We start from the raw sequence: 18599 nt of genomic DNA on the forward strand, positions 1-18599 counted from the left end.
GTTGCGAAGAGACGGAAAGGGACTGGCGCATCATGCTCAAGCCCCGTTGGCCGGATCAGGTCGGGCAGAGAATGGTGTCTTTGGCTTCGTCGAGCATACCTGGATAGTCCAGCGTGTAGTGCAGGCCGCGGCTTTCCTTGCGCTCCATGGCCGAGAGAATCATCAGTTCGGCGACCTGGGCCAGGTTGCGCAGCTCGATCAGGTCACGGCTGACCTTGTAGTTGCTGTAGAACTCATCGATTTCATCCAGCAACAGGCGGACTCGATGCTGGGCGCGTTGCAGGCGTTTGTTGGTGCGCACGATGCCAACGTAGTCCCACATGAAGCGCCGTAGTTCATCCCAGTTGTGCGCAATGATCACGTCCTCGTCGGAGTCGGTGACCTGGCTTGCGTCCCAGGCGGGCAGGGCGATGGGAATCGAGACATGCGGCAGTTGCCGGAGGATGTCGGCTGCGGCCGAGCGAGCATAGACAAAGCATTCCAGCAGTGAGTTGCTGGCCATGCGGTTGGCCCCGTGCAGGCCGGTGAAGCTGGTTTCGCCGATGGCATACAGGCCTGGGACGTCGGTGTGGCCGTGTTGGTCGACCATCACCCCACCACAGGTGTAATGGGCGGCCGGTACTACCGGGATCGGTTGCCGGGTGATGTCGATGGAGAACTCCAGGCAACGCTCGTACACCGTCGGGAAATGGCTCTTGATGAAGGCTTCCGGCTGGTGGCTGATGTCCAGGTAGACACAATCGATACCCAGGCGCTTCATTTCATGGTCGATGGCCCGGGCGACGATATCCCGGGGCGCCAGTTCCGCCCTGGCATCGAAGCGGTGCATGAAGCGCTCGCCGTTGGGCAGTTTCAGATGGGCGCCCTCGCCACGCAGGGCTTCGGTCACCAGGAAATTCTTGGCCTGCGGATGGTAGAGGCAGGTGGGGTGGAACTGGTTGAACTCCAGGTTGGCCACCCGGCAACCGGCACGCCAGGCCATGGCGATGCCATCCCCACAGGCGCTGTCGGGATTGCTGGTATAGAGGTAGACCTTGGCTGCACCACCGGAGGCCAGGATCACGAAGCGTGCGCCAAAGGTGTCGACTTCACCGGTAGCACGATTGAGTACGTAGGCGCCCAGGCAGCGCTCGCCCCCAAGGCCCAGGCGTTTTTCGGTGATCAGGTCGATGGCGACCCGCTGTTCCAGCAGTTCGATATTGGCGTGTTGCCGGGCCTGGGCCAGCAGGGTGGTGAAAATGGCTGCGCCAGTGGCGTCGGCGGCATGGATGATCCGCCGGTGGCTATGGCCACCTTCTCGGGTCAGGTGGAATTCGAAGCCGTTGTCATCGTTGCCGGACTCGTCGTCACGGGTAAAGGGCACGCCTTGGTCGATCAGCCACTGGATGGCTTCTCGACTGTGTTCCACGGTAAAACGCACCGCATCCTCATGGCACAGGCCGGCGCCGGCGTTGAGGGTGTCGTCGACATGGGATTCTATGGTATCGGTGTCATCCAGCACCGCGGCTACACCACCCTGGGCACGATAGGTCGAGCCGTTGGCCAGGTTGCCCTTGCTCAGTACCGCGATACGCATATGGCTGGGCAGGGTCAGGGCCAGGCTCAAGCCGGCGGCGCCGCTGCCAATCACCAGGACATCGTGTTGAAACTGTTGGCTCATTTGATGGATTCCGCTCAAAGCGACCCGATATGGGGTTGGCGCAAGACGCCTGAATCGGCGAGTCGAAGCAGCCACACAGCCCACTAGTATATAGAGGGGGGGATCGGCACAATAGTCGCGCCTTCATGGCATTGTGCGACTTCGCTGAGCAAATGCGTTGTTCTCGATCACTGCGGCGTGTTGGATGTTGTTCGTAGCCGGGTAGATCGAGGGCGCCGGGCTGTTTTTCTCTTTAGCGTTACACAATCTTCGTCCAGCGCAGCTATAAAGATTGGGAACTTTTGCCGAGGCCCCAAACTCAATAGAAGGTTGCCTGAAAGAAGGGACAGCGTCGGTTTTACCCAGGGTTTGCAGTGTATTTCCCTCGGTCGGAATCGATGACAGGATTATTCGCGCAGCCGGCCTAGCCCGCGCTGCGTTTTTCGTGCGTGCCGCTTCAGAGCCCGCAGGAAACTTGCTTGGAGGGGGAGAACTTTTGCGAAAAGCCCGAGTCTATGTTTGCAAGCCTGATCGATTAGTGATGCAAGCCTCCTCCGAGCTTATCGAGGAGTGTTCATGCTAACCCAGGAAGAGGATCAGCAGCTGGTCGAGCGCGTTCAGCGTGGCGACAAGCGAGCGTTCGATCTGCTCGTGCTGAAATACCAGCACAAAATTCTCGGGTTGATCGTGCGTTTCGTGCACGACACCCATGAAGCCCAGGATGTCGCACAGGAAGCCTTTATCAAGGCATACCGTGCACTAGGTAATTTTCGAGGTGACAGCGCGTTCTACACGTGGCTGTACCGCATCGCCATCAACACGGCGAAAAACTATCTGGTTTCACGCGGCCGCCGGCCGCCGGATAGCGATGTAAGTTCCGAGGATGCGGAGTTCTATGACGGCGATCATGGCCTGAAAGATCTTGAGTCACCGGAGCGTGCACTGCTAAGGGATGAGATCGAGGGCACTGTCCATCGAACCATCCAGCAATTGCCGGAAGATTTGCGTACAGCGTTAACTTTACGTGAATTCGATGGTCTGAGTTATGAAGACATTGCCAGCGTCATGCAATGTCCGGTTGGTACCGTGCGCTCCCGGATTTTCCGCGCCCGGGAAGCCATCGACAAAGCCCTGCAGCCGTTGTTGCAGGAAACCTGAGACAGCGGCGACAGCCAAGAGAGGAACCGCCATGAGTCGTGAAGCCCTGCAGGAATCGCTGTCCGCGGTGATGGATAACGAAGCGGACGAATTGGAATTACGTCGGGTATTGAATGCCGTCGACGAAGTGGAGACCCGTGAGACCTGGGCTCGTTATCAGATCGCTCGGGCCGCCATGCACAAGGAGTTGCTGCTTCCGCGTCTGGATATCGCCGCTGCCGTTTCTGCAGCCTTGGCTGATGAAGCCACACCGACCAAGGCCTCCCGTGGTCCTTGGCGCAGCCTGGGTCGCCTGGCAGTCGCTGCGTCGGTGACCGTGGCCGTGCTGGCTGGTGTACGTTTGTATAACCACGACGAAATTGCGGGTGTCGAATTAGCCCAACAGGCTAATCAACCTCCTCTGGTAACGCCTCAGGTCAAAGGTCCAGCGGTATTGGCCGGCTACAATGAAAGCTCGGAAGCCACAGGCCCCATGGCCAATGGCGTATTGCAAGGGCAGCCAGGTTGGCATGACCAGCGTCTGCCAAGCTATCTGCGTCAGCATGCCCAGCAAGCTGCACTCAAAGGCACTGAAAGCGCACTGCCTTATGCTCGTGCGGCGAGCTTGGAAAACCGTTAAGGAGGATCATGCGCGCCATCCCTCTACTCTCGCTTCTGCTCAGTGGCTGGTTCGTGGTTCCAGCCCATGCCGATGAAGCCCAGGACTGGCTGCAGCGTCTTGGGCAAGCGGAACAACAGCAAAGCTTTCAAGGTACCTTCGTTTACGAGCGCAATGGCAGTTTCTCCACCCATAACATCTGGCATCGAGTCCAGGATGGGAAGGTTGTTGAGCGGCTGATCCAGCTCGATGGTTCCGCCCAAGAGGTCGTGCGCGTCGATGGTCGCACTCAATGCGTCAGTGGTGCGCTGGTCGCAGGCTTGGGAGACTCGCCCGATTCTGCGGCGCGTTCTTTGGACCCGCAGAAACTCAAGAATTGGTACGATCTTGCCGTTATCGGCAAGTCGCGAGTGGCTGGGCGTCCGGCAGTCATCGTTTCGCTCGCACCCAGGGACCAGCACCGTTACGGTTTTGAACTGCATCTGGATCGTGAAACCGGGCTACCGCTCAAGTCGCTGTTATTGAACGACAAGGGGCAGCTGCTCGAGCGTTTCCAGTTCACCCAGCTGGATACGGCTGATGTGCCTGGGGATGCCGAGCTACGTCCTAGCGGCAATTGCAAGGCCGTAGTGCTGGACAGCGACAAGGCCTCGGCGATCAAGGCTACGCAGGCATGGCATTCCGATTGGCTTCCGCCAGGTTTCGAACTGACCAGCAGTAGCGCCCGCAAGGACCCTGAAACCAAGGTCATGGTCAACAGCCTGCTGTATGACGATGGATTGGCGCGTTTCTCGGTGTTTCTCGAACCACTCAATGGCGCGACGGTCACCGATACTCGGACTCAGCTTGGGCCTACCGTTGCGGTGTCTCGTCGTCTGACCACGCCCGACGGCGAAATGATGGTCACTGTGGTCGGGGAAATTCCTATTGGTACTGCCGAGCGTATCGCCTTGTCGATGCGTTCTGACTCCAGCACCAAGCAATGAAGCGTCGCTGGTTGTGCAAGAGGGCAGGGATGGCTACTTCACAATTGAGAAGATGAAATGTTCGGTGAACAATTTCATTTGCAAAATTCCCAGAGTTTTTCTATAGGTCAGAGCCCCCTCGGTTCTGACCTTATTCGTCGTTCCTGGAATAAAAGTGCCGCCCCTGCTACTACGGCACGGCTTGTTCCATATCGCTTAACCACGCTCGTCGTAACGGGAGCCGTATGTCGATACCACGCTTGAAGTCGTACTTCACCATTCTTGCCACTGTGCTGGTGCTTGGGCAGGCTGTTTCTGCCCAGGCCGCCGAGTTGCCTGATTTCACGCAACTGGTCGAGCAGGCGTCGCCTGCGGTGGTGAACATCAGTACTACCCAGAAATTGCCTGATCGCCGTGTTTCGGCGCAGATGCCTGACCTTGAAGGGCTGCCGCCCATGCTGCGCGAGTTCTTCGAGCGTGGCATGCCCCAGCAGCGCTCTCCTCGCGGGGATCGCCAGCGTGAGGCCCAATCGCTGGGTTCGGGCTTCATCATCTCTCCGGATGGCTACATCCTGACCAATAACCATGTGATCGCCGACGCCGACGAGATCCTCGTGCGCCTGGCCGATCGCAGCGAACTGAAAGCCAAGCTGATCGGTACAGACCCACGCTCCGACGTGGCCTTGTTGAAAATCGACGGCAAGAACCTGCCAGTGCTGAAGCTGGGTAAATCCCAGGATCTGAAGGCTGGCCAGTGGGTCGTGGCCATCGGCTCGCCATTCGGTTTCGATCACACGGTGACCCAGGGCATCGTCAGCGCCATTGGCCGCAGCTTGCCCAACGAGAACTATGTCCCGTTCATCCAGACAGATGTGCCAATCAACCCAGGCAACTCGGGTGGTCCACTGTTCAACCTGGCGGGTGAAGTCGTAGGGATCAACTCGCAGATCTATACCCGTTCCGGCGGCTTCATGGGAGTGTCTTTCGCCATTCCGATCGACGTGGCCATGGATGTTTCTTCCCAGCTCAAGGCAGGCGGCAAAGTCAGCCGTGGCTGGCTTGGTGTGGTGATCCAGGAGGTCAACAAGGACCTGGCTGAATCTTTCGGCCTGGAAAAACCGGCTGGTGCCCTGGTCGCCCAGATCCAGGACGATGGCCCTGCGGCCAAGGGCGGCCTGCAGGTCGGTGATGTGATCCTCAGTCTCAATGGCCAGCCGATTGTCATGTCGGCGGACCTGCCACATCTGGTTGGTGCACTCAAGGCGGGCGCCAAGGCCAACCTGGAAGTGATTCGCGATGGTAAGCGCAAGAACATCGAGTTGACCGTTGGCGCTATCCCGGAAGAAGACAAGGACCTGAGCCAGGCGTCCAAATCCGGTGTCGAGCGTAGCAGCAATCGTCTTGGGGTGGCCGTGGTCGAACTCAGCGAAGAGCAGAAGAAGGCTTACGACCTCAAGAGTGGCGTGGTCATCAAGGAAGTCCAGGATGGCCCGGCCGCGATGATCGGCTTGCAGCCAGGTGATGTGATCACGCACCTGAACAACCAGGCGATCACCTCGGCGAAGGAGTTCACCGAGATCGCCAAGGCGCTGCCGAAGAATCGTTCGGTGTCCATGCGCGTGTTGCGCCAGGGCCGAGCCAGCTTCATTACCTTCAAGTTGGCGGAATAATTCACCAGCCCCGGGGTTAACCCAATAAAAAGCCCGCCTCACAAGAGGCGGGCTTTTTTGTTGTTGCCAGGGTCAGCGCATCATGTTCTTGACCATCTGTTCCTGGTCCATCATCTCGCGCTGGCGAGCATCGATTCGTGAGGACAGGGGGAAATTGCTTCCGGCACGGCGCTTGGCAAAATCCAGCTGTTGAATGGCCTGGCGATAGTCGCCCACCAGGGCGAAGTACTCGGCCCGAGCCTGATGCAGGCCGATGATGTTGCCCGACAGGCCACGGGTTTCTGCGACCAGGTACCAAACGTCTGGGTCGTTAGGCCGGCTCTTGAGCAGGCCCTCCAGGGCTTTTTCCGCATCGCTGGGGCGATTCTGCTTGAGCATCAGGTCGACCCGGATCTGGTTCAGCGGATAGTTGTTCGGGTACAGGCCGAGCATCCGCTCGACGCGCGACTGCGCGTCCGGCAGGCGATTGTTGTTCATGTCCAGTTCGATCTGGGCCAGGTTGTAAGTGATGTCGTTGGGCGACTTGGCCAGCAATGGCTTGAGATTCTCCCTGGCTTCGTTCCACTGGCTGCCTTTGAGCTGGGCGATGGCCAGTCCGTAGCGAGCGATGTCGTTCTTTGGGTTTTCATCGAGCTGGGCCCGAAAACGCTTGGCCGCCAGGCCCGGAGACTCTTCGTAATTGAGCTGCACCCGTGCGCGGATCAGTTGATAGCGCAAGCTGTCCTCGACTCCCCCGGGCCTGGCCTGTTCCGCGCGGTTGCGGGTGTCGGCAATCCGCGATTCGGTGACCGGGTGGGTGAGGAGGAATTCTGGCGGTTTGGCATCGAAACGGTATTGGCGCATCAGGCGTTCGAACATTGTCGGCATCGAGCGAGGGTCGTAGCCGGCCTTCTCCAGGTTGAGAATGCCGATCCGGTCAGCCTCTTGCTCGTTCTGCCGAGAGAAGCGCCGTTGTTCCTGGATCGCCGCTGCCTGGGTGCCGGCAATGGTCGCGATCCCTGCATCGCCAGCGCCGGCGGCGGCCACCACGATGCCGGCGAGTAGCGCGGCCATCATGGGGATCTGCATCCGTTGCTGGGCCTCGACGCCGCGAGCGAAGTGGCGTTGGGAAAGGTGCGCCAGTTCGTGGGCCAGTACCGAAACGTATTCGCCCTCGGTCTGGGCATTGAGGAACAGCCCGCCATTGACCCCGACAATCCCGCCTGGAGCGGCAAAGGCGTTGAGTTGTGGGCTGTTGATCAGGATGAACTCCAGGCGGCGGTCATTGACCTGGCTGGTCTCCACCAGCTTGTAGACGCTGCTTTCGACGTAGTCCTTGAGCTGCGGGTCGTTGAGTTGCGAAACCTGGCTGCGTAGCAGGGCCAGCCAGGCACGGCCCAGTTGGTATTCCTGTTGTGGCGAGACAATGGCTGAACTGGCATCACCGAGTGACGGCAGGTCGTCGGCGAAGCCCGGTGAGGCGAGCAGGCAAGCGAGCGTCAGCAGGGTAGGGCGCAAAAAATTCATGCACAAAGCCTTAATCGACAAAGGGTCTACTGTAGCTGGACACCTGCCTGGGGACCAGACAATAGCATTGAAAACTCTGATCGAAAAAAGGTGCTTTTCGGCAATATCCTGCGTCTACACAAGCAGCGTGATACCCCAGTTGCATGTTGATTTCTCAGGCTGTCTTATTTGTCGGCAGCTTGGCCTCGCAGGGTATTCTAGGCACCTTGAATCGATCACCGGAGTAACGCCATGACGGATGTTGTCACCCATGATGCCGAGCTGGATGCCAGTGGCTTGAACTGCCCGCTGCCGCTGCTCAAGGCCAAGATGGAGCTCAATCGCCTGGCCAGTGGCGCGGTGCTCAAGGTCATTGCCACCGATGCTGGCTCCCAGCGCGACTTTCGCACTTTCGCCCGGCTGGCCGGTCATACCCTGCTGCGCGAAGAGGACGATGCCGGGGTTTATCGCTACTGGCTGAAAAAGGCCTGAGCGCCGTTCACCGCTTTCATCTTTTAAGGATCATTGATGTTCAAAGTGCTACGCGACTGGATACAGCGCTACTTCTCGGATGAAGAGGCGGTGGTGCTGGCCGTCCTGCTGTTCCTGGCCTTCACGGCCGTACTGACCCTGGGCGGGATGCTTGCGCCGGTGCTGGCCGGCATGGTCCTGGCCTACCTGATGCAAGGCCTGGTGGTGAGCCTGGAGCGCTTGCGTCTGCCCGGGGCTGCGGCGGTGGGGCTGGTATTTGCGCTGTTCATGGGGGTGCTGCTGTTGTTCATCCTGGTGGTGGTGCCGTTGCTCTGGCACCAGTTGATCACGTTGTTCAACGAACTGCCGGGCATGCTCGCCAAGTGGCAGTCGCTGTTGTTGCTGTTGCCTGAGCGTTATCCGCACCTGGTATCCGATGAGCAGGTGCTCCAGGCTATCGAGGTGGCGCGCGGTGAAATCGGCAAGTTCGGGCAATGGGCGCTGACGTTCTCCCTGTCCAGCCTCCCGTTGCTGGTGAACATCATGATCTACCTGGTGCTGGTGCCCATCCTGGTGTTCTTCTTCCTCAAGGACCGGGCGATGATCAGTCGCTGGGTCATTGGCTACTTGCCGCGAGAGCGGGCCCTGATTACCCGGGTAGCCCATGAAATGAACCAGCAGATTGCCAATTACATCCGTGGCAAAGTCATCGAGATTGTCATCTGTGGCGGCGTGACCTATGTCGCCTTTGTCATGCTTGGCTTGAACTATGCGGCGCTGTTGGCGTTGTTGGTGGGGATTTCGGTGGTGGTGCCGTATGTCGGCACGGTGATAGTGACGGTGCCGGTGGCGCTGATCGCACTGTTTCAGTGGGGCTGGAGTGATCAGTTCATCTATCTGATGGCGGTCTACGGGATCATCCAGACCCTGGACGGCAACGTGCTGGTGCCACTGTTGTTCTCCGGTGCGGTGAACCTGCATCCCGTGGCGATCATCTGTGCGGTGCTGCTGTTTGGCGGGTTATGGGGATTCTGGGGGGTATTCTTTGCGATTCCCCTGGCGACCTTGTTCAAGGCCGTACTGGATGCCTGGCCACGAAAAGACCCGGTGGTGGCGCCTCTGCTCTAGTGCAGGGTCGGTAGATGCAAGCGGGGCGGCTTATGCCGCCCCGTTGTTTTCAAGCCTTGTGCAGTGCCTGGGCGGCAGCCAGTACCGCATCGACATGACCGGGAACCTTCACGCCGCGCCATTCCTGGCGCAGCACGCCGTCCTTGTCGATCAGGAAGGTGCTGCGGTCTACACCCAGGTATTCCTTGCCATAGAGCTTCTTCAGCTTGATCACGTCGAACAGCTGGCAGACGGCTTCGTCCTTGTCACTGATCAGCTCGAAGGGGAATTCCTGCTTGCACTTGAAGTTTTCGTGGGACTTGAGGCCATCGCGGGAAATACCGAAAACCTCGGTATTGGCAGCCTGGAAGGCGGCGTATTGGTCGCGAAAGCCCTGGCCTTCGGTGGTGCAACCCGGAGTGCTGTCCTTGGGATAGAAATAGATCACCACCTGCTTGCCCTTCAGGCCAGACAGGCTGACGGTCTGGCCGCTGGTAGCGGGGGCCTGGAAATCGGCGACGGGTTGGTCGATAGCTACGGCCATGAGGGTTTCCTTACATGGGGTTCTGTGGGCGCCAGGGTTCGATCAGGGCATCGAGGTTCATGGCGTCGGCGAAGTCCAGGAACTGATCGCGCAGCCAGCTGATCTGGGTCCCGGCGGGCAAGGTCACGGTAAAGGTGGCATTGAGCATGGTGCCGCCGGTTTGCGGCGCCTGGTATGTGTCGCAGGTGAGGTTTTCCAGTTCGATTTGGTGGTCTATGAAGAACTGGCACAGCTCGTTGATGATGTCGGGGCGATAGGCTGCACTGACGTAGGCGACATAAGGCAAGGCCTGGGGGCGATTCTCCAGGGCGGCACTACGCACTACATTGGCGGTGAAGGCATGCTTCTTGGCCAGGAACGGCAGGCTGCTTTCCAGGCGCGCCAGGGCGTCCCAGCTACCGGAAACCTCCAGTACCAACGCACTGCACTCGCCGTGCCGGGTCAGGCGCGAGGTCACCACGGCGCAGCGGTTTTCATGGCTGGCGCGGCACAGGACGTTGGTCAGCTCCATGGGGTTGGCGCCGAGGGCACTGATGACAAGGAATTGTTCGCGAACTGTGGGGGTGGACATGCAGCATTCCTAAAGCGATGAGCGGTCGCCACTGTGAACAAGCCAACACCGGGCAAGGGCCGTGGACGGGTCTGGATGGGCCTTGAACCTCAAGCCGACGGCGGGTCCCGAAACTCGCGGAACACGGGCAGGCAACACAAGAGTGGGGCTTTGCAGAACCAGCAGGCAGGCGATAACCCGGCTTATGTGCTTATTCAGTAGCAATCAAAGGCTGAAGGGTAGCGAAAACCATCGCTCAGGGGAATGCTCAGGGTGCGGGACTTCGCTTGTGCAAGGAACTTGGCGCCAGTACCATTACCGCTCTCTTTTTCCGGCAGGAGCGGTTGCATGATTGCGGGCAGTATGGTGGCACTGGTCACACCCATGGATGCACAGGGGAATCTCGACTGGGACAGCCTGAGCAAACTGGTGGACTTTCACCTGCAAGAGGGCACCAACGCCATCGTGGCGGTCGGCACCACAGGTGAATCGGCTACCCTGGACGTCGACGAGCACATCGAAGTGATCCGCCGGGTGGTTGACCAGGTGGCTGGGCGCATCCCGGTAATTGCCGGTACTGGCGCCAACTCGACGCGCGAAGCGATCGAACTGACCTCCAATGCGAAGATCGCCGGCGCCGATGCCTGCCTGCTGGTGACCCCGTACTACAACAAGCCGACCCAGGAAGGCCTGTACCAGCACTTTCGCACGATCGCCGAGGCGGTGGACATTCCGCAGATCCTCTACAACGTGCCGGGCCGCACCGCTTGCGACATGCAGGCCGAGACCGTGATTCGCCTCTCCAGCGTGAAGAACATCATCGGTATCAAGGAAGCCACCGGCGACCTGGACCGGGCCAAGGCGATCCTGGCCGGCGTGCCTGCCGATTTCCTGGTGTACTCCGGCGATGACGCCACTGCTGTGGAGCTGATCCTGCTGGGCGGCAAGGGCAATATCTCGGTGACCGCCAACGTTGCGCCACGGGCCATGAGCCAAATGTGCGCCGCAGCCATGGCTGGCGATGCCGACAAGGCCCGGGCGATCCACGAGACCCTGATGCCGCTGAACAAGACACTTTTCATCGAATCCAACCCTATTCCCGTGAAATGGGCCCTGCACGAAATGGGCATGATGCCGGACGGTATCCGTCTGCCGCTCACCTGGCTCAGTGCTGCCTGTCACGAACCGCTGCGGCAGGCCATGCGCCAGTCCGGCGTCTTGGTTTAATTGAGGAAGTACAACGCATGAAGCGAATGGCCGGACTTTCCGCACTTGCCTTGATTATCTCCAGCACCAGTGGCTGCGGTTGGATCTGGGGGCCGGAAGGCTACTTCCGTGACCGGGGTAGCGATTACCTGCAAGCGCAACAAACAGCACCGATGCAATTGCCAACGGATGTCCAGACCTCCAAGCGCCTGGATCCGCTGTTGCCGATTCCACGCAACGTTGCCGATGACAACGTCAAGGGCGAGTACGAAGTGCCTCGTCCGCTGCCGTTGTCGGCCATTGCCGACTCCAGCGACTACACCCTGCAGAAGAGCGGCGATTCCCGCTGGGTAATGGCCCAGCACCCACCGGCTGAAGTCTGGCCTGTGGCCGTGCAGTTCTTCCAGGACAATGGTTTCCGCCTGGACCAGCAGCGCCCACAGACCGGTGAATTCACCACCCGTTGGCAGCGCTCCGACGAACTGTCGGCTGCCGTGGCCAAGCGCCTGGCCAGTGCCGGCGTCGCCGCTGACAGCGAGACCCGCGTACGAGTGCGTATCGAGCCGGGCGTGCAGCGCAACACCAGTGAAGTCTATGTGGTCAGCGCCGAGCGTCCTGCCGGAAGCAGCGCGGATGTGGAGTTCACCAATCGTTCGGTCAACACTGGCCTGGACGCCGCCCTGGTGGACGACATGCTGGCAAGCATGAGCCGCACCTCCGAGAAAGGCGGTTCGGTATCGTTGCTGGCGGCCCGTGATTTCGATACCCCGAGCCGAGTCAGCCTCAGCGAAGACGGCAGCGGCAACCCGGTGCTGAACCTGGGGGCCGACCTCGATCGTGCCTGGTCCAGCGTGGGTCGTGCCCTGGAGCAGGGCGAATGGCGAGTTGAAGACATCAACCGCAGCCTGGGCCTGTACTACATCAACCTGGCCGAAAAAGCCGAGAAGAAGAACGACGAGCCAGGCTTCTTCGGCAAGTTGTTCGGCAGCAAGCCGGCCAAGGAAGAAATCGAGGCCCGTGCCGAGCGCTATCAGGTTCGCCTGAGCAAGGTGGGCGAGAACGTACAGGTCACTGTCGAGAAGAACATCAACACCGTTGCCCCCGCCGATGTGGCGCGCAAGGTGCTGGGCGTGATTCAGGACAACCTGGGCTGATTGGATGCGTTTTGCCGTTCTCGGCAGTGGTAGCCAAGGGAATGGCACGCTGATCGCCAGCGCCGATACCTGTGTTCTGGTGGATTGTGGTTTTTCCCTGCGAGAAACCGAGCGGCGCTTGCTGCGACTGGGAGTCGATCCCGCGCAGCTGAGCGCTATCCTGGTGACCCACGAACATGCCGATCACGTGCATGGCGTGGGCTTGCTGTCGCGGCGCTACAATCTACCGGTCTACCTCAGCCAGGGCACCTTGCGCGGGATGCGCAAGCCGGTTGAGGCGGCAGGTTTTGTCAGTGGTGGCGAGCGGCTGCAGATCGGTGCCTTGGGTATCGAGGTGATTGCCGTTGCCCATGATGCCCAGGAACCTACGCAGTTTGTCTTCAGCGACGGTCGGCGGCGTTTTGGCCTGCTGACGGACCTTGGCTCCTATGGCATTGATGTGCTGGGCAGCTACCGTGGCCTGGACGCCTTGATGATCGAGGCCAACCACTGCCGCGACCTGCTGGCGCGCGGTCACTACCCGTACTTTCTCAAGCAGCGGGTTGGCGGTGACCAGGGACATTTGAACAACCATCAGGCCGCAAGCCTGGTGGCCGAATTGGGATGGCAGGGCCTGCAACACCTGGTCCTGGCCCATCTGAGCAGCAAGAACAACCTGCCGCAGCTGGCCCGGCAATGTTTTGTCGACACCCTCGGGTGCGATCCGGACTGGCTGCAACTGGCCGATCAAGATTCAGGGCTCGACTGGCGCTACATCGCCTAGCCCACCTACTTAGCAAGCGGAGCCCATCATGGAAAAACGTGAAGAACTCTACCGTGGCAAAGCCAAATCGGTTTACAAGACCGATGACGCCGACCGCCTGATCCTGCTGTTTCGCAACGACACTTCGGCGTTCGATGGCAAGCGCATCGAGCAGTTGGATCGCAAGGGGATGGTGAACAACAAGTTCAACGCCTTCATCATGCAGAAGCTCGAAGCCGCGGGCGTGCCGACCCAATTCGACAAGCTGCTGGCCGACAACGAAGTGCTGGTGAAAAAACTCGACATGATCCCGGTCGAGTGCGTTGTGCGTAACTACGCCGCCGGCAGCCTGGTCAAGCGTCTGGGCGTTGAAGAGGGCATGAAGCTCAACCCCTACACCTTCGAGCTGTTCCTCAAGGACGACGCCAAGGGCGACCCGTTCATCAACGAATCCCACGTAGTGGCATTCGGCTGGGGCACCGCCGAGCAACTGGCCCGCATGAAAGAGTTGTCGCTCAAGGTCAACGAAGTCCTGAGCAAGCTGTTCGACGACGCCGGCCTGCTGCTGGTGGACTTCAAGCTGGAGTTCGGCGTGTTCAGCGACGGCTCCATCGTCCTGGGTGACGAGTTCAGCCCGGACGGTTGCCGCCTGTGGGACAAGGACACCAAGAAGAAGATGGACAAGGACCGCTTCCGCCAGGGCCTCGGTGACGTGATCGAAGCCTACGAAGAAGTGGCCCAGCGCCTCGGCGTACCGCTGTAATCGACGCAAGCATCTGATAGCACGGAAAATTTTTGCTCAAGGGGCTTCGCTTCCGGCAAAGGTGCTGTTATGATGCGCGCCGTTGGAGAGATGCCAGAGTGGCCGAATGGGACGGATTCGAAATCCGTTGTACCTTCGCGGGTACCTAGGGTTCGAATCCCTATCTCTCCGCCATTATTGAACAAGACTAAGCCCCTGTAATCGTTAAAGATTACAGGGGCTTTTTCGTTTCTTGCATTCCGTTTAGGGCATTTTTAGGGCATTTTGCTCTGAGAGTCTCGGCTGCGTTCTCGAATATTCTTCGTGTACGAAAAAGCTTACGCGCGTAGGTGATCGTCGGCGATGGCGGGAGGATATTTCATCAGCTACAGTCGAATGCGAATCACGATTCAGGAATTGAAACGTTGAATAAAGGAACGAACGCCATTTACGGTCGTCGGATTTACGAACGGACAACGTAACGCGTGCTTTCATTGCAAATATCGCTTTGCTAGTATCGCGAACCAAATTTATAGGGCTCGTAGGGATACGAGATCTTTATCGGAGCAGAACATGCATACCAATCGCACTGATTTCGAAGCTGGTTTCGCCCTCTTGGGCTTAGACACCAAGCCTGGTGCAAACACCCTTGGTGCTGTGGCCTATCCTCGACAATTCAAGAAGTGCTCGATTCTGACTGATGTGAATGTTACTTACTCGGCTAGCACCTCGACGGGAAGCGAAGGAAAGCTATCCTCTCGAAAATAGGAATTAGCCCGATGACTCAAAAAGCCCGGACTCCCGGGCTTTTTTATGGATGAAGACATGCCGAATTGGACTCAGGTTTTACAAGAAATCATCTTCAAGCAGAACACCAGCGGAAATGGAATAGATGAGGTGCGTCGGAAATATCTGGCGCTGCTTCAAGAAAAAACCGGCAGGAATGTGATTGCCTACTACTCCGGCTTCCTGCAGAAACCAGGGTTTTCCATTGGGCAGATCAATGACGACGATAAAAATGGGCTCATGAATGCCGTGCATGGGCTTGATAGGAGTCTTGGCCTAGATTTGATTTTGCATACGCCTGGAGGCGATTTAGCGGCGGCTGAGTCGATCGTGCATTACCTTCGGCAGATGTTTGGTTTCGACATACGAGCAATCGTTCCTCAAATCGCCATGTCTGCCGGCACGATGATTTCGTGCGCCTGTAAAGAGATTGTGATGGGAAAGCAATCTAATATCGGCCCGTTCGATCCGCAGCTCGGCGGGCTTCCGGCGCATGGTGTGCTTGAGGAGTTTGAAATGGCGATCGAGAGAGTGAAAGCTGACCCTCAATCAACGCCAATCTGGCAAACAATCATTAGCAAATACCACCCTACTTTTTTGGGCGAGTGCCAGAAGGCTATCGAGCTGGCTGATATGGTGGTTAACGGCTGGCTGGTGACTGGCATGTTCAGCGGTGAAGAAGATGCGGTTACAAAGGCTCGAAACATCTTGCTTGCGTTGAATGATCATTCAGGCACGAAAACGCATTCAAGGCATCTTCATATCGAGGATGCGGTCGGCCTTGGTTTGAAGGTTGTTCGGCTTGAGGATGACGCAGAGCTGCAAGACCTTGTGCTCACGGTGCATCACTCCTACATGCACACCTTTGCAAATACACCTGCTGGAAAAATAATTGAGAATCATGTGGGTAGTGTAATAGTGATGAATGTTCAGTGACATTCTGTCTGAATCTTCCCCTGTGGTGGGATGCCACAGGGGGGGGGATCACTCTGTTCTAAAGCCCAGCATCTTCGATACGTTACCCGCCATGCTCTTAGTGTCCCTGGGAATCCATCTGCCATAGTGCTTCCGCACCATTGTGGTATCCGAGTGGCCTAGCTGGCGGGCCACCCATTCAACAGGCACATAGCTAGATAGCATCTGGCTTGCGAACGTGTGGCGGCATTGGTTGGCGCCGCGGTGCCGGACTCCGATCTTTTTCAGATGGGCGGTAAACCATTTGCTAAGGGTTTTTCCGTTCCAAAGCAAGGCGCTTCTTGAGTTGCGGAAAAGAAACCGTACTTTCTGTTTCTTCGCTGTGATGTTGTCGCGCTGCATCACTTTGATCTCTACTGCCGGTGCTGTCCGTGCTGCGGCAACAATCTCGCGCATCAGGTCGAGGGCTGGATCTATCAGCTCGACGATTCGTATCCGTGATCGTTCCTTGGGGACTTTGAATTCTCCCACGACTAACGCGCGGCGCACATGAACGGTGCCGGCGACGAGATCCACGTCCTCCAGGGCCAGGGCGATGATTTCGGACATTGACAGACCGGTCCAGCAGTTGAAGGCGAGCATGCGGGCGTCTTCCAGGCGCTCTGGGTCCCCCGTCGCAATTAGCTCGATTTCCTCCCGGCTGAAAGGGTCAGCATGTTCGGAGTCGGAATCGCTGCCGACATTGCTGATCCGCTCCAGGGGATTCGTTTTTAGTATTCCGTCGCCAAATGCGTCGGCCCAGACACCACGGACTACGGTGAAAATATCATTTACGGTCTTCGGTGATAGGTTCTGCTTGAGCAGTTGCGCCTGGAACAGTTCGATATCGCTTTTGCTGATGTCGACAATGCGCTGTTTGCCGAATTTGGCGCCGACGTGTTTCGATTTACTGGCGTAGTTCGCCACTGTGCTGGAGGCACGAAGTGCGCGCTGTACCTCTAGCCACCTATCTATGCCTTCTTGCACGGTTCGTTTTGTCGAGTGGCCGCCGGCCCCTGAAAACATGGTCGCCCTCGGTGAGTCAGGGAAGTGGGCGGCGTAATCAAACCGCCCCTCTTTGATCTCTGTAAGGATCGTCCGGCGCTTGTTGTCGGCATAAGCAATCGATGCTTTGTTGATGGCAGCTATGCCGGGCAGCGGTTCTCGGCACCGCTGCCCGTGGAGCATGAACACAATGCGTAGTTGCTTGCCGTTCATTTCGACGCCTGTTGGCATTTTCCCCTTCATGGTTGGCCGGCCATCCACTTCTCGATGGCTTCTTTGTTGTAAACCAGAACGTTTGCGGGGTCGGTTCGATAGTGCTTGCCTTCCAGCCATTTACCCCTGGATCGGTATTTTCGGGCGGCCTCGGTGCTGATTCCGAAAACAGTTGGCAGTAGTTGCTCCCTGAACCATGCGCCGGGCATGACGAAGTTATGTTCGATCTCAATTTCGATCTTTTCTGCCGCGCTCATGCTGCCTCCTCGGTCTGGTTGTAGGCTGGCTGCGCTTTCGTGGCGCAGACTTGTTGGGTGAATGTCTCGGCGCGCTTGCGGCTGACAGTGAGATATCGGCGGTGACCTTGACGCATCTGTTCGATCTTCTCCGGGTCGGCCCAGCCCACCAGTGGCGCGCTAGGGCGTGCGGGGTCTTGATGGGTTTGCAGCTTCTCCAGCTCGGCCAGGACGTCCTTGAGGTCAAGAGTCGATATGCTCATTACCTTGTCGCCCTGGTTGATCGCCCGGTGCAGACTGGCTTTCGCGTAAGCGATGGCTTGGTTCATTGTTTTGGCCCTGTATGGATATGCCAGGCGAGGTAGAGCAGGGCGGGGAAGGTGAGCAGGATCATGGCTGCACCCCCGGCACTGCTGCCTTGCGCTTCCGCATCAGCTCGGCAACGTCACCTGGGTAGCTGATTTCCACCGCGCCCATGCCTACTGCTCTAGCGCGCTTGCTGAGGCAGATATCGAAGTGTTCGCGGGTGGTGCCGGCTTTCTGTATCCACTTACGCTGTACGCCGATCTTGTCGGCCATCCGCAGCAGTTCCTCGGTGCTGTCCGCGAACATGTGGCACATCTTCATGCGGCCGAACGTTGCGTTCATGTCGTCGACGTAGACGGTCATGGCTGCACCTCCTGGGCCATGGCCGCGTCAATAGCTGCGTCTACGCCTTCAACGGTATTGCTGGTCAGTTGTGCGCCCAGGAGGTAATACTGGGATTTCGAAATTCTCCTGATCAGCCACTGGTAGCGCTCGGCGTCCTTGTGCAGCTCGTTGGCCAGGTGCCACGGAGTCCAGTAGCCGTCGTCCATTGGTGTCGCGAGTGGCTGCTGGGGGCCATTCCAGCGCAAACCGTAACGTGGCAGACCTTCTCCCTCGGGCGGGCGAGGGGGAAGGTCTGGCTGCAGCCCTTTCAGCCGCGTGATCTCTGCGAGCTGGATTGCCGAAGCCGCTGCCCAACCCTTGTGATACCCCCTCAGTTCTATTGTGCTGAGGTGTGAAAAATTTTCGTCGCCGGGGCTTACAACTGGTTCGGCAGGCTGGGCGAGAAGGGCGCGCAGCTCCTCGCGCTTGCGTGCTGCGTACCGGGTGACGTGCCGGCTTTCGCCGATGTCGTCCATCCACTGTTGGAGCATTTCGCGTGGGACGTTGAGGAGCGGGCCAGTGCTGATCCTGGTGCGCAGTTCATCGCAGGTCTGGTCGAACTGATCGCCGCAGAACTGTCCGCAGGTCGGACAGGGAATAGGTTCGTTACTCATTGTGTGAGCGCCCATAGATACACCCCTGAAAGGCCATATTTTTGCGTCCACCTGCGCAGCAGGTTGGGAT

General features: G+C 58.5%; 20 protein-coding genes and 1 tRNA gene. 12 read left to right on the forward strand and 9 right to left on the reverse strand.

What is annotated here, in order from left to right; all coding sequences use genetic code 11:
• Nucleotides 1–55 precede the first annotated feature (55 nt).
• Nucleotides 56–1660 (reverse strand): L-aspartate oxidase, encoded by a 1605-nt coding sequence (gene nadB, locus C4K39_RS07285; RefSeq protein WP_068580041.1) that lies wholly within the window; start codon nt 1658–1660, stop codon nt 56–58.
• Nucleotides 1661–2215: 555 nt separating this feature from the next.
• Here nadB and rpoE point away from each other — a divergent pair.
• The 4 genes from rpoE (at nt 2216) to C4K39_RS07305 (ending at nt 6030) form a co-directional block, all read left to right on the forward strand.
• Entirely contained in the window at nt 2216–2797 is a 582-nt protein-coding gene (gene rpoE, locus C4K39_RS07290) for an RNA polymerase sigma factor RpoE/AlgU (RefSeq protein ID WP_007930230.1), read from the forward strand.
• Nucleotides 2798–2828: 31 nt separating this feature from the next.
• Nucleotides 2829–3416: a sigma-E factor negative regulatory protein gene (locus tag C4K39_RS07295; protein WP_124345988.1), complete on the forward strand. Its 588-nt coding sequence runs from the start codon at nt 2829–2831 to the stop codon at nt 3414–3416.
• 8 nt (nt 3417–3424) lie between these two features.
• Nucleotides 3425–4381 carry a MucB/RseB C-terminal domain-containing protein gene (locus C4K39_RS07300; protein WP_068580037.1) on the forward strand — a complete coding sequence of 319 codons (957 nt, stop codon included), beginning with the start codon at nt 3425–3427 and terminating at the stop codon, nt 4379–4381.
• A gap of 224 nt (nt 4382–4605) precedes the next feature.
• Nucleotides 4606–6030: a DegQ family serine endoprotease gene (locus C4K39_RS07305; protein WP_068580035.1), complete on the forward strand. Its 1425-nt coding sequence runs from the start codon at nt 4606–4608 to the stop codon at nt 6028–6030.
• Between the two features lie 72 nt (nt 6031–6102).
• Here the strand turns inward: C4K39_RS07305 and C4K39_RS07310 are convergent, their stop codons facing one another.
• Entirely contained in the window at nt 6103–7536 is a 1434-nt protein-coding gene (locus C4K39_RS07310; protein ID WP_068580033.1) for a M48 family metalloprotease, read from the reverse strand.
• Between the two features lie 231 nt (nt 7537–7767).
• On the opposite strand from C4K39_RS07310, the gene C4K39_RS07315 reads away from it, so the two are divergent.
• A complete protein-coding gene (locus tag C4K39_RS07315; protein ID WP_016963906.1) occupies nt 7768–8007 on the forward strand; it encodes a sulfurtransferase TusA family protein in 240 nt (79 codons plus the stop codon).
• A 36-nt stretch (nt 8008–8043) separates the two neighbouring features.
• Complete coding sequence (locus C4K39_RS07320; RefSeq protein WP_068580032.1) at nt 8044–9114, forward strand: AI-2E family transporter; 1071 nt, start codon at nt 8044–8046, stop codon at nt 9112–9114.
• A 49-nt stretch (nt 9115–9163) separates the two neighbouring features.
• On the opposite strand, the gene C4K39_RS07325 is transcribed toward C4K39_RS07320, so the two are convergent.
• Complete coding sequence (locus C4K39_RS07325; protein ID WP_068580030.1) at nt 9164–9637, reverse strand: peroxiredoxin; 474 nt, start codon at nt 9635–9637, stop codon at nt 9164–9166.
• 10 nt (nt 9638–9647) lie between these two features.
• Nucleotides 9648–10208, reverse strand: coding sequence for a glycine cleavage system transcriptional repressor (locus C4K39_RS07330; RefSeq protein WP_068580029.1), 561 nt, complete (start codon nt 10206–10208; stop codon nt 9648–9650).
• A gap of 327 nt (nt 10209–10535) precedes the next feature.
• On the opposite strand from C4K39_RS07330, the gene dapA reads away from it, so the two are divergent.
• The 6 genes from dapA (at nt 10536) to C4K39_RS07360 (ending at nt 15753) form a co-directional block, all read left to right on the forward strand.
• Nucleotides 10536–11414, forward strand: coding sequence for a 4-hydroxy-tetrahydrodipicolinate synthase (gene dapA, locus C4K39_RS07335; protein WP_068580027.1), 879 nt, complete (start codon nt 10536–10538; stop codon nt 11412–11414).
• 17 nt (nt 11415–11431) lie between these two features.
• Nucleotides 11432–12547: an NlpB/DapX family lipoprotein gene (bamC, locus tag C4K39_RS07340; protein ID WP_068580025.1), complete on the forward strand. Its 1116-nt coding sequence runs from the start codon at nt 11432–11434 to the stop codon at nt 12545–12547.
• A gap of 4 nt (nt 12548–12551) precedes the next feature.
• Nucleotides 12552–13310 (forward strand): MBL fold metallo-hydrolase, encoded by a 759-nt coding sequence (locus tag C4K39_RS07345; RefSeq protein ID WP_124345989.1) that lies wholly within the window; start codon nt 12552–12554, stop codon nt 13308–13310.
• Between the two features lie 28 nt (nt 13311–13338).
• Nucleotides 13339–14052 carry a phosphoribosylaminoimidazolesuccinocarboxamide synthase gene (purC, locus tag C4K39_RS07350; protein ID WP_124345990.1) on the forward strand — a complete coding sequence of 238 codons (714 nt, stop codon included), beginning with the start codon at nt 13339–13341 and terminating at the stop codon, nt 14050–14052.
• 84 nt (nt 14053–14136) lie between these two features.
• A tRNA-Ser gene (locus C4K39_RS07355) sits at nt 14137–14226 on the forward strand.
• A 630-nt stretch (nt 14227–14856) separates the two neighbouring features.
• Nucleotides 14857–15753, forward strand: coding sequence for an SDH family Clp fold serine proteinase (locus tag C4K39_RS07360; protein WP_124345991.1), 897 nt, complete (start codon nt 14857–14859; stop codon nt 15751–15753).
• A 48-nt stretch (nt 15754–15801) separates the two neighbouring features.
• Here the strand turns inward: C4K39_RS07360 and C4K39_RS07365 are convergent, their stop codons facing one another.
• The 5 genes from C4K39_RS07365 to C4K39_RS31655 form a co-directional block, all read right to left on the reverse strand.
• Nucleotides 15802–17019 (reverse strand): Arm DNA-binding domain-containing protein, encoded by a 1218-nt coding sequence (locus tag C4K39_RS07365; RefSeq protein ID WP_124345992.1) that lies wholly within the window; start codon nt 17017–17019, stop codon nt 15802–15804.
• Entirely contained in the window at nt 17016–17246 is a 231-nt protein-coding gene (xisR, locus tag C4K39_RS07370) for an excisionase family protein (RefSeq protein WP_124345993.1), read from the reverse strand. Before xisR ends, C4K39_RS07365 begins: the two co-directional genes overlap by 4 nt.
• Entirely contained in the window at nt 17243–17554 is a 312-nt protein-coding gene (locus tag C4K39_RS07375; RefSeq protein WP_124345994.1) for a hypothetical protein, read from the reverse strand. Before C4K39_RS07375 ends, xisR begins: the two co-directional genes overlap by 4 nt.
• Before the next feature lie 61 nt (nt 17555–17615).
• Nucleotides 17616–17894 carry a DUF4031 domain-containing protein gene (locus C4K39_RS07380; RefSeq protein ID WP_124345995.1) on the reverse strand — a complete coding sequence of 93 codons (279 nt, stop codon included), beginning with the start codon at nt 17892–17894 and terminating at the stop codon, nt 17616–17618.
• Nucleotides 17891–18529, reverse strand: coding sequence for a hypothetical protein (locus C4K39_RS31655; RefSeq protein WP_178083952.1), 639 nt, complete (start codon nt 18527–18529; stop codon nt 17891–17893). The genes C4K39_RS07380 and C4K39_RS31655 overlap by 4 nt, the downstream gene beginning before the upstream one ends.
• Nucleotides 18530–18599: the final 70 nt, after the last annotated feature.

It is taken from the genome of Pseudomonas sessilinigenes, assembly GCF_003850565.1.
Classification (GTDB): Bacteria; Pseudomonadota; Gammaproteobacteria; order Pseudomonadales; family Pseudomonadaceae; genus Aquipseudomonas; species Aquipseudomonas sessilinigenes.

What these genes read in the sequence shown, in the direction of transcription:
- C4K39_RS07300 (WP_068580037.1), top strand. Translation starts at nt 3,425, where the DNA reads ATGCGCGCCATCCCTCTACTCTCGCTTCTGCTCAGTGGCTGGTTCGTG.
- C4K39_RS07375 (WP_124345994.1), bottom strand. Translation starts at nt 17,554, where the DNA reads ATGAACCAAGCCATCGCTTACGCGAAAGCCAGTCTGCACCGGGCGATC.
- C4K39_RS07365 (WP_124345992.1), bottom strand. Translation starts at nt 17,019, where the DNA reads ATGAAGGGGAAAATGCCAACAGGCGTCGAAATGAACGGCAAGCAACTA.
- C4K39_RS07320 (WP_068580032.1), top strand. Translation starts at nt 8,044, where the DNA reads ATGTTCAAAGTGCTACGCGACTGGATACAGCGCTACTTCTCGGATGAA.
- C4K39_RS07305 (WP_068580035.1), top strand. Translation starts at nt 4,606, where the DNA reads ATGTCGATACCACGCTTGAAGTCGTACTTCACCATTCTTGCCACTGTG.
- nadB (WP_068580041.1), bottom strand. Translation starts at nt 1,660, where the DNA reads ATGAGCCAACAGTTTCAACACGATGTCCTGGTGATTGGCAGCGGCGCC.
- C4K39_RS07325 (WP_068580030.1), bottom strand. Translation starts at nt 9,637, where the DNA reads ATGGCCGTAGCTATCGACCAACCCGTCGCCGATTTCCAGGCCCCCGCT.
- C4K39_RS07310 (WP_068580033.1), bottom strand. Translation starts at nt 7,536, where the DNA reads ATGAATTTTTTGCGCCCTACCCTGCTGACGCTCGCTTGCCTGCTCGCC.
- dapA (WP_068580027.1), top strand. Translation starts at nt 10,536, where the DNA reads ATGATTGCGGGCAGTATGGTGGCACTGGTCACACCCATGGATGCACAG.
- bamC (WP_068580025.1), top strand. Translation starts at nt 11,432, where the DNA reads ATGAAGCGAATGGCCGGACTTTCCGCACTTGCCTTGATTATCTCCAGC.
- C4K39_RS07295 (WP_124345988.1), top strand. Translation starts at nt 2,829, where the DNA reads ATGAGTCGTGAAGCCCTGCAGGAATCGCTGTCCGCGGTGATGGATAAC.
- C4K39_RS07315 (WP_016963906.1), top strand. Translation starts at nt 7,768, where the DNA reads ATGACGGATGTTGTCACCCATGATGCCGAGCTGGATGCCAGTGGCTTG.
- purC (WP_124345990.1), top strand. Translation starts at nt 13,339, where the DNA reads ATGGAAAAACGTGAAGAACTCTACCGTGGCAAAGCCAAATCGGTTTAC.
- C4K39_RS07330 (WP_068580029.1), bottom strand. Translation starts at nt 10,208, where the DNA reads ATGTCCACCCCCACAGTTCGCGAACAATTCCTTGTCATCAGTGCCCTC.
- xisR (WP_124345993.1), bottom strand. Translation starts at nt 17,246, where the DNA reads ATGAGCGCGGCAGAAAAGATCGAAATTGAGATCGAACATAACTTCGTC.
- C4K39_RS07345 (WP_124345989.1), top strand. Translation starts at nt 12,552, where the DNA reads ATGCGTTTTGCCGTTCTCGGCAGTGGTAGCCAAGGGAATGGCACGCTG.
- C4K39_RS07360 (WP_124345991.1), top strand. Translation starts at nt 14,857, where the DNA reads ATGCCGAATTGGACTCAGGTTTTACAAGAAATCATCTTCAAGCAGAAC.
- rpoE (WP_007930230.1), top strand. Translation starts at nt 2,216, where the DNA reads ATGCTAACCCAGGAAGAGGATCAGCAGCTGGTCGAGCGCGTTCAGCGT.
- C4K39_RS31655 (WP_178083952.1), bottom strand. Translation starts at nt 18,529, where the DNA reads ATGAGTAACGAACCTATTCCCTGTCCGACCTGCGGACAGTTCTGCGGC.
- C4K39_RS07380 (WP_124345995.1), bottom strand. Translation starts at nt 17,894, where the DNA reads ATGACCGTCTACGTCGACGACATGAACGCAACGTTCGGCCGCATGAAG.